Source organism: Micromonospora sp. NPDC000316 (assembly GCF_042898885.1).
GTDB lineage: Bacteria > Actinomycetota > Actinomycetes > Mycobacteriales > Micromonosporaceae > Micromonospora.
Genome location: NZ_JBIAZG010000021.1, coordinates 24,293 through 40,522, shown reverse-complemented (window position 1 = coordinate 40,522; position 16,230 = coordinate 24,293). Strand labels below are relative to the sequence as shown.

Sequence of the window (16,230 nt, the reverse complement as noted above, 5' to 3'; positions counted from 1 at the left end):
GGCAGAGCGGGATCTCAGGGTGACCGACTTGTCCAAGGTCGGTCTTGGCGTTGCAGAGTGTGCTACGGGTGCTACGTCTCGATGCCGGTGGCTTTGACCGTGGCTAACAACACGGTCCGCATCCGCCAAGTGGCGGCGCGCAACAAGCGTACTCGATGGATGCGACAGGCTGGAGACGCCACTGAGATCGCCCCAGAGACGCGGTGCCTTTCCCCTCGTAACGTGGGGGCCAGAACTTGAGGGATAGAGGTTCATGGCTGACGAGACGCCGGTTCGATCCGGAGTTCCGCGCGGGCGCGGTCCGGATCGTGCGGGAGGCCGGGAAGTCGATCGCGCAGGTAGCGCGTGATTTGGGGATCAACAGCGGCACCCTGGCTAACTGGGTGCAGCAGGATCGTGCCGCTCGTGGCGAAGCCGCTGCCGGGCAGCTGGCCGAAGACGAGCGGGCCGAGCTGGCGCGGTTGCGGCGGGAGAACGCCGAGCTGGCGATGGAGCGTGATGTCCTCAAGCGATCCGTGGTCCTGTGGGTCAAGGAAGCGACGGGCCGGTGAGCGTGGCCGCCTTCATCGCTTCCCAGAGGACCGAGCACGACGTGCCGCACGCGGTGGCCTGCCGGGCCCTGGGGGTGTCCGAGTCGTGGTTCTACAAGTGGCGGGATCGCCGGCCGACACCTCGCCAGGACCGCCGGACCAAGCTGACGGACGCGGTCCGGCGCGTCTTCGACGCCTCAGGCGGCACCTACGGCAGCCCAGGCATCGGCGACGAGTTACGCGAGCAGGGCTGGCGGGTGTCGGACAACACGATCGCCCAGCTCATGGCCGATCTGGGCCTCGTCGCCAGAGCGAAACGACGCCGGCGTGGGCTGACCCGGCAGGGCAAACGGCCAGCCGCCCCGGACCTGGTCAAGCGCCAGTTCACCGCGCCCGCGCCGGACGTGGCCTGGTGCGGCGACATGACTGAGATCGTCACGCAGGAGGGCAAGCTCTACCTCGCCACCGTCATCGACCTGTACTCCCGGCACATCCTCGGCTACGCCATGGGCGACCGGCACGACGCCGGCCTGGTCGTCGCCGCGTTGAACATGGCTGCGGTCACCCGCGGCGACGACGTCGCCGCAGTGATCTTCCACAGCGACAGGGGCAGCGAATACTGCTCGGCCGACTTCGCCCGGGCATGCGCCCGCTGGAAGGTACGCCAGTCGATGGGCCGGGTCGGCTCGTGCTTCGACAACGCCGTCGCCGAGGCCACCTTCTCCACCATCAAGGTCGAGTACGTCCACCGTCACCAGTTCCGCACCCGTACCGAGGCCCGGCTGAAGATCGCCACCTGGATCACCGACTTCTACAACCGCCGACGCCGCCATTCCGTCTGCGACGGACGCTCACCGATCGACTACGAACGATCAACCACCCATGTCCTGGAGAACCAGGCCGCCTAACCGAGTCCTCCACGATTCCAGGGGATTGACAGTACGGGCCATCGGGTGATCCTCGGTCCCGTCGTGCTTGTCCTTGCCGCAGGCGATGCACGAGGGGATGACCTTCCCGAGGAGCAGTGCCGCCTTGGTGTGGGTGTGGCCGATGCGGGATAGCAATGCCTGAGCGCCGGCGAGGTCGCCGTTTGCCAGTTGATCCCTCGCCGCTTTGTGTGCCCGGTCAACCTGCGCCTGAAGCGATCGAACGCGGCGAGCATGTCGGCGGTCACTTGGTGGCCTCCGCAGCCTTCTTAGCGTGGTTGGCCCGGCATGCCGACCGACCGGCCAGGGTGCGCTCATGGCCGCAGTCCGAGTGGTCCAGGCGCCCTTTGTCGGTGACCCTCGGCGCGAACTCGGGCTTGGCCGGCGCAGCCTTCTTGGCCGCAGGCTTGCGGGTGGTCGGCTTGGCGTCGGTGGTCGGCTCCGTCATGGTGTCCTCCTCGGTTGTCACGCTCCGTAGTGGAGCGAACCCAACGTAAGAGGACTATCGGGCTGGCCTAATACCCTTCCCATCTGCCGGAGACTCAGCCTCACTTGGCGGGACTGCCACAGAGGAGTTACGGTCTGGCACCAGCCGGCTCAGCGCTGTCGCTAGACGCCACGCCGACACCACGTACTCGTAGGCATCGTTCGCCGTGGGCACCTCGTGCCCGTGAACGACACGGTTGCGCAGGTCCCAAAGCCGGTGAGCAAGGGCATAGAGCTCATCCGAGACCAGCTCCGACCCTTCTAGACTCCGCAGGGTGGCGATGGGATTTCTCCGCCTACCTGGTGGGTTGAAGGCTGGAAGTATTTCCTCAACTAGGTTCCATGCTCTGATCATGCCTCCGAGGGGATGTTTGGAAGCTTCCTCGATGAGGTCCGCAAGTGACGGCTGGGGGGTCAGAGCTGTTTGACCTTGAGGGTCGGCGACCGGGAGTTCATCTGGCTTTTCGGGGGCAGCCACCTCCGCCAGCTCACTGGTCGCGCTGACCTCCTCGCTGAACTCGGCCTCGATGCCAGCAGGGCCGGCGAACCGGTTCAAGCGGCCCAAAGTTCGTGCGATCTCTCGGCGGAGTAGAACTACCGCTACCAGGACTACTGTCGGCCATGCCAGCGCAGTCGCCAACTTCACCGTTGCTTCTAACCCGCCCACGGCAGAGATGGTAGGCGGTGGGTGCCGGAGAGTGTCGCATCGAGGTCTTACCCTGGCCGGGTGCTTGCCGCTGAGGCTCCGAAGATCACCGACTGGATGCAGGCGTGGGGCAGTCTCGCCGGCCTGGTGATGTCGACGGCTGCCGTGATCTTCACGGGTCTCCTATTCCGCCATGAAATCCGGGTGCGGCGTGACGAGCAGCGAGATAACGAGGCGACGCAGGCGCGGCTTGTCGTTGCTCGACCGGTGACGGTGAAACGGAACGGCGAGCGGCCAGACGAGATTACGCACGTCGAATGCCTGATCAGCAACTACAGCAACATGCCAGTTTTCAATCTGATGGCTCACATCCAGCTTATCAGTGAACCCCAGTTCCTCGATGAACAGTTCGGTCTGTTCAACGTGTTGCAGGACGAAGCGGCATGGAACGCGGAGCTGAGCCGGCCAGTCCGTGACTCTGAGCTATCTGAAAGCCTGCTCATCTGTGTGATCACGTTCTTTGACTCGTCAGGCGTTTTCTGGCAGCGGGAGGGCATCAACCTCCCGATCCGGATAATTCCTTCGAGGCGGCGATTTATTAGGCGCCTCCGGATATTAGTGCCCCGCTGGTCAAGGGCCTTAAAGATCTGGCTTCGAAGGCTGCCCGAGAACATTCGTTATCGGATCAAACAAGCCACGTCACGGACACCCGGAGGCTGAACACCTTCGCTCGGTGAAGGTCGAACCGCTGATGCCAGGCTTCCTCCGTCTCACCCCGTCGCCTCGGTGGTGCGCTGGTGAACAACCGCCCCGTCTCTGGGTTGATCGGTTGCTGGCCAACCTCGATGCGCTCGATGACCGAGGCGAGGATGGTGCGTTTCCAGGTGTTGTCACGGTCGGCCCAGATCGCACGTAGTTCGGCACCGGATGGCAGGCGGGTGTGGACACGCGCACGGGTCGCCTTGTCCAGCGCTGCGCGGTTGGTTTCTAGGCGGTCCGTTAGCCGTGCCCGGCGTCGGCGATACTCGGATTCGTTGATCAGATTGTCGTCGCGTTCGTTGCCGAGGCGGACCAAACCCTCTTCGTCATCCTTGACGGCCTTGCGTAACTCCCGCTCGGTGTCGTCTACACCTTCCCGCTCGCGGGAGATCGCCTTACGCAGCGCGGGGAGTCAAGCCGCGTGAACACCTGCTCAGCGATGTAATCCTCCAGCGGCTTCATGACGATGCGTGTACCGCCGCAGCCGCGAGTCCTGTTCTTCAGAACCGAGCACTCGAACGTCGGACCCTCGGTGCGCTTGGCGCTGGTTGAGGTCATACGGTTACCGCAGGTCGATCCGTCAGGGTGCTTGTTGGTGCAGATGACCAGGCCGGACAGCATGTACTTCCGTTGGTTCGTCTCACCCTTGTACCGCGCCGGGTCGGTCAGGATCTCGACCACACGCTGCCAGTCGTCGGGGTCAACGATCGGCCCCCAGGGCGTGGGGTGTAGCTCGCCGTTGTACTCACGTAGCCCAGCGATGGCGGGGTTGGTGAGGGCGCGTTTCAACGTTCGGCGCCTCCCGAAGTCCTTGGCGATCCCGTACAGCGACTCACCAGCCAACACCCGGCGCACGGCATCCCTCACCCGTGGCGCGTCGGTGGTGTGGTGCCAGAACCTGACGTATCGCAGCTTGCCCTTGACAATCTCGCGGTCACCGTCGATGCCGAACGGCAGAAGGCCACCGTGGAACTCGCCAGCCTCAGCCCGTCGCTTGACGTCCCGCTCGACTCGCTCGGAGATGTCCTCGGCTTCACCGGCGTCCTGCGTGGCGAGGGTGCGCGCGATGCGTCGGCCCTGTGTTGTCTTGAGATCGAACGACGGTGACCGGATGTAGGCGAACTCGATCCCGTGCTCTACGGCGAGGTCAATCAGGTCCTCATGCTCACGGGGTCGACGGGTGAGGCGACCGGTGGTGTAGGCCGCGATGACCTTGAACTTGCCGGCCTTGGCATCGGCCACCATCTGCTCGTACTGGGGCCGACGCTTCTTCGAGCGAGTGCTTGCGCTGATGTCGTTGTCGACGTAGCTCGCGACGTACACCAGGTTCTCACGCTCGGCGAGTTCGTCAAGGTCCTCGTCTTGTCGGCCGATGCCAAGCTCTCGGCCCTCGCGGTCGTCGCTGATCCGCCGGTATTTCGCCGCACGTCGGGGGGTCATCGCGGCACCGTATCGGGGTGCCCGATATCGTGCAATGCGTCGTGACGGCGGCGCTCGGACGACCGGTACGAAGCGACGACGGGCCGGAGCAGCGCTGCTCCGGCCCGTCGTCGAACTGCCTGTCGGCTACTGCTTGAGCATGTTGTCCAGCAGCAGGGCACAGCGGATCAGACCCAGGTGGCTGTACGCCTGCGGGTGGTTGCCCAGGCCGCGCTCGGCGAGCGGGTCGTACTGCTCGGGGAGCAGCCCCGTCGGGCCGGCGGTGAGCACCATCTGCGCGAACAGTTCCTCAGCGTCGGTGCGGCGGCCGGTGCGCAGGTACGCCTCGATCAGCCACGCCGTGCAGATGTGGAAGCCGCCCTCGCGGCCGGGCAGGCCGTCGTCCCAGTGGTAGCGGTAGACGACCGGGCCACTGCGCAGGTCCGCCTCGATGCGCAGGACTGTGGACAGGAAGCGCGGGTCGTCACCCGGGAGCAGGCCGGAGAGCCCGATCCAGAGCGACGAGGCGTCCATGTCCTCGTCGCCGTACGCGACGCTGTACGCCTCGACATCCTCGTGCCAGCCGTGCTCCAGCACGTTGGCACCGATCCGGTCGCGCAGGTCCTTCCACTCCGGCCGGTCCTCGCCGCCGTGCTCGCGCATGACGTGCAGCGCCCGGTCGACTGTCATCCAGCACATCACCTTGGAGAAGACGTGGTGCCGAGGGGGCAGCCGGGCCTCCCAGATGCCGTGGTCGGGCTCGTGCCAGCGGCGGCGGACCGCCTCGACCATGTTCTCCAGGACCCGCCACTCGTCATCGCGGACCGAGCCGCGGGCGTCGGCGACGGCCGCGATGAGGTCGGCGATCGGCCCGAAGACGTCCAGTTGGAGCTGGTGGTTGGCGAGGTTGCCGACCCGGACCGGCCGAGAGCCGGCGTACCCGGGAAGCGTGTCGATCACCGCTTCGGCACCCAGTTCGTAGCCGTCGATCGTGTAGAGCGGGTGCAGCCGCTCCGGGTGACCGCCGGTGCGCTCGATGCAGCCGTCCACCCAGCGCAGCAGCGCCTCGGCCTCCTCGACGGAGCCCAGGTCGACGAGCGCGCGGGCGGTGAGCGCCGCGTCGCGCAGCCAGCAGTAACGGTAGTCCCAGTTGCGGACGCCGCCCAACTCCTCGGGGAGCGAGGTGGTGGCCGCTGCCAGGATCGAGCCGGTCGCCTCGTGGCAGAGCCCGCGCAGGGTGAGCGCGCTGCGGGCGACCAGGTCCCGGGCGGTGGACGGCAGCCGCAGCGAGGCCACCCAGTCCTTCCACGGCTGCTCGGCCGCGGCCTGCCGCTCGTGGATCGGCACCCGGTGGTGCTCCAGGCTGTGCGTGGCGAAGCGCAACTCCAGCACGACCTGTCCACCGGCGGCCGAGAGGTCGACGAGGGCCTTGGCGGTCTCGTACCCGCCGTCGTTGGTGACCTGCCACTCCACCCCCGGGGAGTAGAGGGCGACCGGCTCGTTGGAGCCGAGCACCAGCAGGCCGTCGCCGAGCGGCTGCAACTGCACGGCGACCTGACCGAACTCGGGCCGCGGCGCGAACTCCACCCGGGCCTTGCCACTGCCGGTCAGCACCCGGATCAGGGTCGAGTCGCCGGTGACCACCGCCGGGCCGCCGTCCGGGACGGTTTCCCGGGTCGGCTTGTCCAGCCAGTCGGTGACGGTGAGCCCGGACCACCGGGTCTCCACTGTCATCGTGCCGGAGCGGTAGCGTTGGCCCAGCGGAATGCCTCCGCGCTCCGGGGCGACGCTGAAGTGGCCGGCGGGGCTGCCGCCGACCAGGTCGGCGAAGATCGCCGCCGAGTCCGGTTTGGGGTGGCAGAGCCAGCTGACCTTGGCCTCGGGGGTGAGCAGCGCGACCGTCCGACCGTTGGCCAGCATGGAGTGCCGTTCGATCGGCACCGCCCGCTCGCCGAACAGCCAGTGCCGGCGGGTCTCCAGCAGCAGTCCGAGCGCGCGGGCTGCCTCGATCGGCTCCGCAACCCGGTAGCCGGCCTGGGTCTCCCCGGGGCCGATCTTGATGCCGAGGTCCGGGCCGTGCAGGTTGCCGAACGCGTTCTCGTCGGTGACGTCGTCGCCGATGAAGAGCACCGCGCTTGCCGCGAGCTGGGTCCGGAGCTGGTCGATCGCCGTGCCCTTGTGGGTGGCCACCACGGACAGCTCGATGACCTCCTTGCCCTGCGTCACCGTGACGCCGTCGAAGGTGGCGGGGCCGTTGCGGACCGCTTCGATGGCCGAGGCGGCGACCTGCGGGTCGACCCCCCGGGTGTGCATGGCGACGCTTGCCGGCTTGCGTTCCAGCCGGATGCCGGGGTGCTCGGCGGCGATCTCCCGCAGCGCGTTGCGCACCCGCTGGCGGACCGCCACCAGCTCGGGGGAGAGCCGTTCGACGAAGCCGATGTCGAACTCGGAGCCGTGGCTGCCGACGAGGTGCACCTCGCTGGGCAGCCGGGAGAGCGCGGCCAGGTCGCGCAGCGCCCGGCCGGAGATCACCGCCACGGTGGTCTGCGGCAGCGCGGCGAGCGCGCGGATCGCGGCCACCGCCTCGGGCAGTGGCACGGCCGTGCTCGGGTCCTCCACGATCGGCGCGATTGTGCCGTCGTAGTCGCAGGCGATGAGGAGTTGGGGAACCCGGGCGATCCGGCCGATGGCGGATCTCAGCTCCGGGTCCATCACTCCGGCGGCGATCGCCGCTCCGTCGGTGACGGACGTGTTCACGCGGCCTCCGCCTCGGAGACTCCGAGTTCGGAGAGGAAAGACTTGGCCCAGTGCCCCACGTCGTGGGTACGCAGGTGACGTTGCATTGTCCGCATCCGGCGGCGCGCCTCGGTTTTCTCCACGTGCACTGCCCGGAGCAGGGCGTCCTTGACCGCGTCCGGATCGTGCGGGTTACACAAAAATGCCTGGCGCAGCTCGGTGGCGGCGCCGGCGAACTCACTGAGCACGAGCGCGCCACCCTGGTCGGCGCGCGATGCGACGTACTCCTTGGCCACCAGATTCATTCCGTCTCGCAGCGGGGTCACCATCATCACGTCGGCAGCGACGTACATCGCGGCCAGTTCACTGCGACTGTACGACTGATGCAGATAGTGCACCGCAGGCACGCCGACCCGCCCGAATTCGCCATTAATCCGACCAACCTCGCGCTCAACCTTGACTCGAAGTGCCTGGTAGTGCTCGACGCGCTCGCGGCTGGGCGTGGCCACCTGCACCATAACCGCCTCCGGAACTGTCAACTTTCCGTCAGCGAGCAGTTCGCGGAAGGCCTTCAGGCGTAGCTCGATGCCCTTGGTGTAATCCAGCCGGTCCACACCCAGGATTATCGTCTTCGGGTCGCCCAGTTCGGCGCGAATCTGCTTGGCCCGGGCCTGGATGGCCGGGTCGGCGGCCATCCGTTCCATCTCCTGCGTGTCGATGGAGATGGGGAAGGCGCCCGCCTTCACCTGCCGACCGTCGACCTGGATCATCTGCCCCTCGTAGCGCAGCCCGAGCAGGTGCCGGGCCAGCCGGACGAAGTTCTGCGCGGCCAGCCGCTGCTGGAAGCCGACCAGGTCGGAGCCGAGCAGGCCGCGCAGGATCTCGGTGCGGAACGGCATCTGCATGAACAGCTCGATCGGGGGGAACGGGATGTGCAGGAAGAACCCGATCCGCAGATCCGGCCGTAGCTCGCGGAGCATCGCCGGGACCAGTTGGAGCTGGTAGTCCTGCACCCAGACCGTCGCGCCCTCGGCCGCCACGTCCGCGGCGGCCTCCGCGAACCGGGCGTTCACCAGCCGGTACGCCTCCCGCCAGCGACGCTTGTAGGCGGGCGTCTCGACCGCGTCGTGGTAGAGCGGCCAGATCGTCGCGTTGGACTGGCCCTCGTAGTAGCGCTCCAGCTCCTCGGCGCTCAGAGGGACCGGGTGCAGCCGGATGCCCTCCAGGTCGAACGGCTCGGGGGCGGCGCCGGTGCCACCGGCCCAGCCGACCCAGGTGCCCTTGTGTTCGGCGAGCACGGGGTGCAACGCGGTGACCAGCCCGCCCGGGCTGCGTCGCCACTGCCGGCCCTCGGGTGTGCTCACCTCGTCGACCGGCAGACGGTTCGCCACTACGACAAAGGAGCTACGGACGGTCACGATCGGCCACCTCCGGGTGCTGACGGGTCCACCGCGATGAGCGTACTGAGCGTAGCTGCGGCGTCTTGTGCCCCGTGCCGGAGTCTCCTACCCGCCCCGGACGTGCCGAATCCTGAAGGTGATCTTGGCGACAGCGGCGCGCCCGCGTACTGCTAAGGCGGGGTGATGTGGGCGAAGCGCGTCGTACCTGTCAGGATTGACGATGGCGTGCGCGCGGCCGGTCACCGGCCGGCGGCGGCGGGCGGTCCTCGTAGCCCGCGCCCGTGCCGCCGATCAGCGACAGCAACCGACGGAGGTAGCCCGCACCGTGGCCCAGTACATCTACGTCCTGGAAAAGGCCCGCAAGGCGCACGGCGACAAGGTCGTGCTCGACAACGTGACGCTGAGCTTCCTGCCGGGAGCCAAGATCGGTGTGCTCGGTCCGAACGGCGCCGGTAAGTCCAGCCTCCTCAAGATCATGGCCGGGCTGGACAAGCCCAGCAACGGCGAGGCCCGGCTGATGCCCGGCTACACCGTCGGCATGCTCGCCCAGGAGCCCCCGCTCAACGAGTCCAAGACGGTGCTCGGCAACGTCGAGGAGGCGGTCGCCGAGACCAAGGCCAAGCTGGAGCGGTTCAACAAGATCGCCGAGCAGATGGCGACCGACTACTCCGACGAGTTGATGGAGGAGATGGGCAAGCTCCAGGAGGAGCTGGACCACCTCGACGCGTGGGACGTCGACTCCAAGCTCGAACTGGCCATGGACGCGCTGCGCTGCCCGCCGCCGGACGCCGACGTGACCCAGCTCTCCGGTGGTGAGCGCCGCCGGGTCGCGCTCTGCAAGCTGCTGCTGGAGGCGCCCGACCTGCTGCTGCTCGACGAGCCCACGAACCACCTGGACGCCGAGAGCGTCTCCTGGCTGGAGCAGCACCTCGCCAAGTACGCCGGCACCGTCATGGCCATCACCCACGACCGGTACTTCCTCGACAACGTGGCCAACTGGATCCTCGAGCTGGACCGTGGCCGGGCGTACCCGTACGAGGGCAACTACTCCACCTACCTGGAGAAGAAGGCCGCCCGGCTGGCCGTCGAGGGCCGGCGCGACGCCAAGATGAAGAAGCGCCTCACCGAGGAGCTGGAGTGGGTCCGCTCCAACGCCAAGGCCCGGCAGACCAAGTCCAAGGCCCGCCTGGACCGGTACGACGAGATGGCCACCGAGGCGGAGAAGACCCGCAAGCTGGACTTCGAGGAGATCCAGATCCCGCCGGGCCCCCGCCTGGGCAGCACGGTGATCGAGGCGCAGAGCCTCAGCAAGGGCTTCGGCGACCGGCTGCTCATCGACGACCTGTCGTTCTCGCTGCCGCGTAACGGCATCGTCGGCATCATCGGCCCCAACGGCGTCGGCAAGACCACCCTGTTCAAGACCATCGTCGGGCTTGAGGAGCCGACCGGCGGCGCGGTCCGCGTCGGCCCGACGGTCTCGCTGTCGTACGTCGACCAGAACCGTGAGGGCCTCAACGGCGACAAGACCGTCTGGGAGGTCGTCTCCGACGGGCTCGACTACCTGATGGTGGGCAAGGTCGAGATGCCGTCGCGGGCGTACATCGCCGCGTTCGGCTTCAAGGGCCCGGACCAGCAGAAGCCGACAAAGGTGCTCTCCGGTGGCGAGCGCAACCGGCTCAACCTGGCGCTGACCCTGAAGATCGGCGGCAACGTCATCCTGCTCGACGAGCCGACGAACGACCTGGACGTGGAGACGCTGTCCAGCCTGGAGAACGCCCTGCTGGAGTTCCCCGGCTGCGCCGTGGTCATCTCGCACGACCGGATGTTCCTGGACCGCGTCGCCACGCACATCCTGGCCTGGGAGGGCGACGACCAGAACCCGGCCAAGTGGTTCTGGTTCGAGGGCAACTTCGACGCGTACGAGAAGAACAAGATCGACCGCCTCGGCGCGGAGGCTGCCCGGCCGCACCGGGTGACCTACCGCAAGCTGACCCGTGACTGATCGGTTCGTCTACCACTGCGCGCTGCGCTGGTCCGACCTTGACGCGTACGGCCACGTCAACAACTCGCGCTTCCTCACGCTCTACGAGGAGGCGCGGGTGGCGTTGATGTTCTCCGGCGGCCGGGCCTGGGGGGTCGGCTCGTTCGCCGACGGGGTGGTGATCCGCCGCCACGAGGTGGACTACCTGCGCCCGGTCGACTACGCGCTCGGCCGGGCCACCGCGGAGGCCGCGCCCACCGTGCGGATCGAGCTGTGGGTGGAGGAGATCAAGGCTTCGCGGTTCACCGTCGCCTACGAGCTGTACGACGGTGAGGTGCTGGCCAGTCGAGCCCGCTCGGTGCTCGTGCCGTTCGACCTCACCCGCCAGATGCCCCGACGGATCAGCGCCGAGGAGCGGGCCTTTCTGCTCACGTACGCCCCAGGCGGCGGCGAGTGACCCGGGCAGCGGCGTCACCGGCCGGGCACGGCTTGACCGGGGTGGCCGACGCGGGCGCGTTCCTGGCTCGGTTGGTCCGGTTGGATCCGGGTGCGCCGGTCCGGCTGCGGCCGGGCGGCACGCCCGGCCGGGTCTCCCTCTGGGCCCGGCTGCCGTGGCAGGTGCTTGTGGTTCGGACGGTGGCCGGCGGCCCGACCGACGGCGACGCCGTGGACGTCACTGTGGATGCCGCGACACTGCTGGCGGAGCTGGAACGCGGTGGCGCGGCGTTGCCGGCCCGTCGGGACGCGCAGTGGCGGTGGCCGCTGCCACCGGCGGCCAGCCGGCCTGTGGAGGTGCTGCCGAGCGTTGAGGTCCGGCGGGTCGCGGACGCGGCTGCTGGCACTCTGCGCGAGGCGAGCGAGCAGGGCGTTGCCGGTCGTGCGGTGGGCCAGCGGGTGCTGCGCGACGCGCTGCTCGACCACGTGGCCGTGCTTGTCACGCCGGACGCCCCGCCGGGCCCGGCCGTGGAGGTGCCGCAGCGGCTGGTGCAGGGGTTGGTCCGGATGGGCTTCCTCGGACCGGCTGGCAGCGCTGTCGACGGTGCGGTGGGCGGCCGGGCGCGCTCCGAGGTGCAGGTGCGGGTCGCCGGCCGTTGGGTCGGCCTGGTGGGACCATACGGAGCCGCCTGGTTGCAGAAGGCCACCGATCTTGCCCTGACACCCCTGATTACTCGTCCGAACGGATGACCCCGGATCATTCTTCTGGTTCGGTGCAGCCGTTGGGGGGGTGCTTCAACTCGGCTGTCCGGGTACCGTCCATCCTCGGATCCAACGCACCGTAGGCGTCTGGATCCGCTGGGGAGTGAGGTGCGCGAGCGATGCCGTGGTGGTCATGGCGCCCCGGTCCCGCCGACGGCGGGGATCCGGGAACCGGAAGCGGGATCACAGTCGACAGCGCGGTCCGTGTCGGGCCGCCGAGCCCTCGCCAGCCGGGGGACGACTGCCCGGGAAGCGACCGGCCCGTACTGGCCGAGATGTCGGCAACCATCGAGCCGGTGAGCCTGGGCCGGGTCTGTGATGCGCTCGATCTACTCGACGTGCGTTATCTGGCCGACGGCGACGGCAACCTGCTGGCCATGTGGGAGCGGCACGCCGTGCTGGTGACCCTCGAAGGCCCGGAGGACGAGATCCTGGTGATGCGGGCCCGTCCGCACGCCACGGTCCCACCGGACTGGGCCGACCGGGCCTACCGGGTGGTCAACGAGTGGAACCACACCCGCCGGTTCTGTAAGGCGTACGTCGGTGACCCGACCGAGCGCGGCCAACTGCCGATCTACGCCGAGCTTCAGGTGCCGCTCGGCGCCGGCACCCACGACGCACTTCTGGTCGAGATGCTCGACTGCGGCGCGGCGGTGGCTACCAGCTTCGTGGACTGGCTGCACGACGAGGGCGCGCTGCTCTGAGCTTCACGCGGGCCGGGCGCCCGGTGCGAGCCGTCAGGCGGGCTCGGCCGGGTCGTCCTCGGCGTTGACCATGAAGTACGCGGCCCGCTCCAGATAGTCCCAGAGGGTGCTGGCGATCTGCGGCTCCAGATCGAGCTGGTCCACCGCGCGGCGCATGTTGCGCAGCCAGGCGTCCCGTTCGGCCGCGCCGATCCGGAACGGGGCGTGCCGCATCCGCAGCCGTGGGTGCCCACGCTGGGCGGAGTACGTGTTCGGCCCACCCCAGTACTGCATGAGGAACAGGGTCATCCGGTCGGCCGCCGGCCCCAGGTCCTCCTCGGGATACATCGGCCGCAGCAGAGGATCGCTTGCCACGCCGACGTAGAACTCGGCCACCAGCCGGCGGAATGTGGGCTCGCCGCCGACCGCTTCGAAGAGGGTCATCGACGCGCCGTCGGATTCACCTGCGGGGTTCACCGTTCCATCCTGCCAGGTGCCACCCGACCCGGGCCGACCCGGACGCCGTGCGTCGGGTCACGCCGCTGCGGCCCGGGCCGGTGCGCTGGGACGGGGGTCAGATGACGCTCTGCCGGTGACGGTCGTCACCGGGCCGCGGATCGGTGCCCGCCGCCGTGTCGTCGACAGGGAGGCTCGGTTCGGGGATCGCGGCATTGGCCGCGGTGGCCGCCGCGATTGTCTCGTCCACGGTCTGCTTGTCCGGCCAGCGCAGCGCGGCGACCGTCATCAGCACCACCCCGACCGCGCTCCACACCCCGACCACCACAGGGATGGGGAACCGCTCGGCGAGCATTCCGGTGACCAGCACCGCGAGGCCCTGGATGACCTGCACGCCGGTCGCCATCACGCCGAACGCCCGGGCCCGGAACCCGGCCGGCAGCGCCTGGACGAACAGCCCGTTCGCCATCGGCAACATGCCGGCGACAGCGAACCCGCAGAGGGCGGCCAGCAACGCCACCACCAACGGCGACGGGTCGAACAGCGCAGGCACCAGCACCAGCGGCGAGAGCACCGCGAGCGGCCGCATCAGGGCCAATCGACGGGCCGGGCCGAACAGCCGGCTCACCAGCAACCCGCCGAGGATGAAGCCCACCGGGTTGGCGACCATGATCACCGCTTGCGCCGTGCCAGGGTTCATGTTGACGCTTGGGTGTTTGTTGGCCCAGGCGGCGGCCAGCCCCTCCGGAACGATCGAGAAGAGCATCGCGCTGAACACCAGCACCGCGATGGCCCGCAGGACCGGCGTGCCGAACACGATCTGGAACCCCTGTGCGGTCTCCCGGAGCAGGTGGCTGCGGTGCGCGCTGGTCATCACCGCCGGGCGGTTGCGCACACCGAGGCGGACCAGCAGCGCGGAGACGCCGAACGTGACCGCGTTGAACAACAGCGCGGCCCTCGGGTCGATCGAGGCGATGGCCGCGCCGAACAGGTAGCCGACGACCTGGGCGGCCTGCCCGATGCTGCTGTTCAGCGACAACCCGACCACCAGCCGGTCCCCGGCGAGGATCTGCGGCATCAGCGCGGACTTCGCGGCCTGGCTCGGCGGGTTGGCGAGCGTGGTGGCGAAGATGAGCACCAGCAGTGCCGGGACCGGCAGGTTCGGGAGGGCGATGAGCAACATCAGCGCCATCCGGATGAGGTCGCACAGCACCATCACCCGCCGGTACGGGTAGCGCTCGGCCAGCGCGGCGAGCAGCGGGCCACCGACCAACCACGGCAGGTAGCTGATGGCGAACGCGGCGGCGGAGAGCGCGACGGACTCGGTCTGCCGGTAGACGAGGAGGGTGACGGCAGCCTTGGCGACGTAGTCGCCGATCCAGGACAGAGCCCCAGCGGCGAAGACAGCCCGGAACTCGCGCTGGGCGAACACTTCGCGAAAAGTAGCCGGGCCTTCCGCGGAAGGTCGCTCGTCAGGCACCGTCGCCTCCATCGGCCCCCGGAGCAGCCGCTCGTGACAGCCCGACCGGGAGCGCTCGTCAGATCTACGGATCAGCGAGGATGTGACCACGTTCCGGGGGGAACGCGTCTTTCGGATTCTGCCCGATCGTCTGACAACTAGCTAGGGCGAACGGTTCGTTCGTCGCATCCCCGACTGAACGAACGGACGATACCTGAGGGGCCGGGCGGCCCGCGACCCCTGCATCGGCGGACAGCGTTGTCAGGCTGGACCGCCGAGGTCAGGTGGCACCGCCTTGACCCGTCTCACCCTCGGGCAATTGGCGGTTCGGCGCACCGGGATAGATGCGGGACGCGGCCATCTGCGCGGTGATCCCCGAGTTCTCCAGCGCCTCGGCCAACCTGCGGCGCAGCTCCCGGCCCACCGCGAACTGGCCGTCGGCAGTCGTCTTCACCACCGTACGGATCACCGCGCCGTCCACAGTCATCTGCTCGACACCCAGCACCTCGGGCGCCTCCACGATCGACGGCGACAGCTCCGGGTCCAGCGCCAGTGAGGCGGCGGCCGTCCGCAGCACGGCGCTGGCCTCCTCGGTGCCGCTGAAGCCGATCGGCAGGTCCACCACCACCAGAGCCCAGCCCTGGCTCTTGTTGCCCACCCGGATGATCTCGCCATTGCGGATGTACCAGAGCACGCCCCTGCCGTCGCGGACGGTGGTGACCCGGAGCCCGACCGACTCCACGACACCGCTCGCCTCGCCCAGGTCGACGTTGTCGCCCACGCCGTACTGGTCCTCGATGAGCATGAAGAGCCCGGCGATCAGGTCCTTTACCAGGCTCTGCGCGCCGAAGCCCAGCGCGACACCGGCGATGCCGGCACTGGCCAGCAGCGGAGCGAGATCGAAGCTGAACTCGCGCAGGACCATCAGCAGCGCGATGCCGAACACGAACGCGGTGGTCAGGCTGCGCAGCACCGACCCGATCGCCTCGGCCCGTTGCCGGCGTCGCTCGGGCACGAACTCGGCCGGGTCGACCGCGGCGGTGGGCACCCGCTCGCGCAGTGGCCGCAGCATCGTCGGCACAGCGCCGTCGGTGGTGGTCCGGACCAGCCGGTCGATCGTCCGGTGCAGCGCCCAGCGGGCCACCATCGCCAGCGCCAGGATCAGCAGCACCCGCAGCGGCTTGAGCAGGATCCAGTAGCTGCCCTCCGCGAACCACTCCGACCCGGTCAGCTTGTACAGGAACTTGCAGGAGGAGCTGCCCTGACAGTTCACCGATCCGACGGTGGACAGGGCGAAGGGGATCACGCTGGAGGCACTCACTGTGTCTTCGTACCGCAACGGGCGCGGCCGCCCGCCGCCGACCCACCGGCCGGGTGAGATGCCGCCGAGGGCGGGGCCGGACCGGCCCGAACCGGCCATCGTGACAGGTGCGGGATAAAGCTTCATGTCCGACCCCGGATTAGTACGTGCAATCCGGGGTCCGATCAGGGACTATTGGCGCAACGGACGTCGGTGATCGGACGGGCGTCGACCGTGCGGGCCATCGTGCCC

16 protein-coding genes are annotated in these 16,230 nt (G+C 68.7%); 7 read left to right on the top strand and 9 right to left on the bottom strand.

Annotation, left to right across the window (positions count from 1 at the left end):
* Positions 1–236 precede the first annotated feature (236 nt).
* Both ACFY2Q_RS27355 and ACFY2Q_RS27350 read left to right on the top strand, forming a co-directional pair.
* Entirely contained in the window at positions 237–551 is a 315-nt protein-coding gene (locus ACFY2Q_RS27355; RefSeq protein ID WP_387135053.1) for a transposase, read from the top strand.
* On the top strand, positions 548–1,438 hold the full coding sequence (locus ACFY2Q_RS27350) for an IS3 family transposase (protein WP_387135050.1): 891 nt from the start codon (positions 548–550) through the stop codon (positions 1,436–1,438). Before ACFY2Q_RS27355 ends, ACFY2Q_RS27350 begins: the two co-directional genes overlap by 4 nt.
* Positions 1,439–1,700: 262 nt before the next feature.
* On the opposite strand, the gene ACFY2Q_RS27345 is transcribed toward ACFY2Q_RS27350, so the two are convergent.
* Both ACFY2Q_RS27345 and ACFY2Q_RS27340 read right to left on the bottom strand, forming a co-directional pair.
* Complete coding sequence (locus ACFY2Q_RS27345; RefSeq protein WP_387135047.1) at positions 1,701–1,904, bottom strand: hypothetical protein; 204 nt, start codon at positions 1,902–1,904, stop codon at positions 1,701–1,703.
* Between the two features lie 54 nt (positions 1,905–1,958).
* A complete protein-coding gene (locus ACFY2Q_RS27340) occupies positions 1,959–2,588 on the bottom strand; it encodes a hypothetical protein (RefSeq protein ID WP_387135044.1) in 630 nt (209 codons plus the stop codon).
* A gap of 81 nt (positions 2,589–2,669) precedes the next feature.
* Here ACFY2Q_RS27340 and ACFY2Q_RS27335 point away from each other — a divergent pair, with 81 nt between their 5' ends.
* Entirely contained in the window at positions 2,670–3,308 is a 639-nt protein-coding gene (locus ACFY2Q_RS27335) for a hypothetical protein (protein ID WP_387135042.1), read from the top strand.
* Here the strand turns inward: ACFY2Q_RS27335 and ACFY2Q_RS27330 are convergent.
* The 4 genes from ACFY2Q_RS27330 to ACFY2Q_RS27315 all read right to left on the bottom strand — a co-directional run bounded on the left by ACFY2Q_RS27330 (position 3,274) and on the right by ACFY2Q_RS27315 (position 8,920).
* Positions 3,274–3,663 (bottom strand): hypothetical protein, encoded by a 390-nt coding sequence (locus ACFY2Q_RS27330; protein WP_387135040.1) that lies wholly within the window; start codon positions 3,661–3,663, stop codon positions 3,274–3,276. The genes ACFY2Q_RS27335 and ACFY2Q_RS27330 overlap by 35 nt on opposite strands.
* Before the next feature lie 50 nt (positions 3,664–3,713).
* Positions 3,714–4,787: a recombinase family protein gene (locus tag ACFY2Q_RS27325; RefSeq protein WP_387135038.1), complete on the bottom strand. Its 1,074-nt coding sequence runs from the start codon at positions 4,785–4,787 to the stop codon at positions 3,714–3,716.
* A 126-nt stretch (positions 4,788–4,913) separates the two neighbouring features.
* Positions 4,914–7,478, bottom strand: a complete 2,565-nt coding sequence (otsB, locus tag ACFY2Q_RS27320) for a trehalose-phosphatase (RefSeq protein ID WP_387135115.1) — start codon at positions 7,476–7,478, stop codon at positions 4,914–4,916.
* A 41-nt stretch (positions 7,479–7,519) separates the two neighbouring features.
* A complete protein-coding gene (locus tag ACFY2Q_RS27315; protein WP_387135036.1) occupies positions 7,520–8,920 on the bottom strand; it encodes a trehalose-6-phosphate synthase in 1,401 nt (466 codons plus the stop codon).
* 307 nt (positions 8,921–9,227) lie between these two features.
* On the opposite strand from ACFY2Q_RS27315, the gene ettA reads away from it, so the two are divergent.
* The 4 genes from ettA (at position 9,228) to ACFY2Q_RS27295 (ending at position 12,784) form a co-directional block, all read left to right on the top strand.
* Complete coding sequence (gene ettA, locus ACFY2Q_RS27310; protein ID WP_387135112.1) at positions 9,228–10,904, top strand: energy-dependent translational throttle protein EttA; 1,677 nt, start codon at positions 9,228–9,230, stop codon at positions 10,902–10,904.
* A complete protein-coding gene (locus ACFY2Q_RS27305) occupies positions 10,897–11,340 on the top strand; it encodes an acyl-CoA thioesterase (protein ID WP_387135034.1) in 444 nt (147 codons plus the stop codon). The genes ettA and ACFY2Q_RS27305 overlap by 8 nt, the downstream gene beginning before the upstream one ends.
* The gene (locus ACFY2Q_RS27300) at positions 11,337–12,068 is read left to right on the top strand and encodes a hypothetical protein (protein WP_387135032.1); all 732 of its coding nucleotides are present in this window, start codon (positions 11,337–11,339) and stop codon (positions 12,066–12,068) included. The genes ACFY2Q_RS27305 and ACFY2Q_RS27300 overlap by 4 nt, the downstream gene beginning before the upstream one ends.
* A gap of 131 nt (positions 12,069–12,199) precedes the next feature.
* The gene (locus tag ACFY2Q_RS27295) at positions 12,200–12,784 is read left to right on the top strand and encodes a YbjN domain-containing protein (protein WP_387135030.1); all 585 of its coding nucleotides are present in this window, start codon (positions 12,200–12,202) and stop codon (positions 12,782–12,784) included.
* A gap of 33 nt (positions 12,785–12,817) precedes the next feature.
* On the opposite strand, the gene ACFY2Q_RS27290 is transcribed toward ACFY2Q_RS27295, so the two are convergent.
* From ACFY2Q_RS27290 to ACFY2Q_RS27280, 3 genes are all read right to left on the bottom strand, one after another.
* Positions 12,818–13,240 (bottom strand): globin, encoded by a 423-nt coding sequence (locus tag ACFY2Q_RS27290; RefSeq protein WP_387135027.1) that lies wholly within the window; start codon positions 13,238–13,240, stop codon positions 12,818–12,820.
* 97 nt (positions 13,241–13,337) lie between these two features.
* Entirely contained in the window at positions 13,338–14,711 is a 1,374-nt protein-coding gene (locus ACFY2Q_RS27285; protein ID WP_387135025.1) for an MFS transporter, read from the bottom strand.
* A 247-nt stretch (positions 14,712–14,958) separates the two neighbouring features.
* Entirely contained in the window at positions 14,959–16,017 is a 1,059-nt protein-coding gene (locus ACFY2Q_RS27280) for a mechanosensitive ion channel family protein (protein WP_387135109.1), read from the bottom strand.
* Positions 16,018–16,230: the final 213 nt, after the last annotated feature.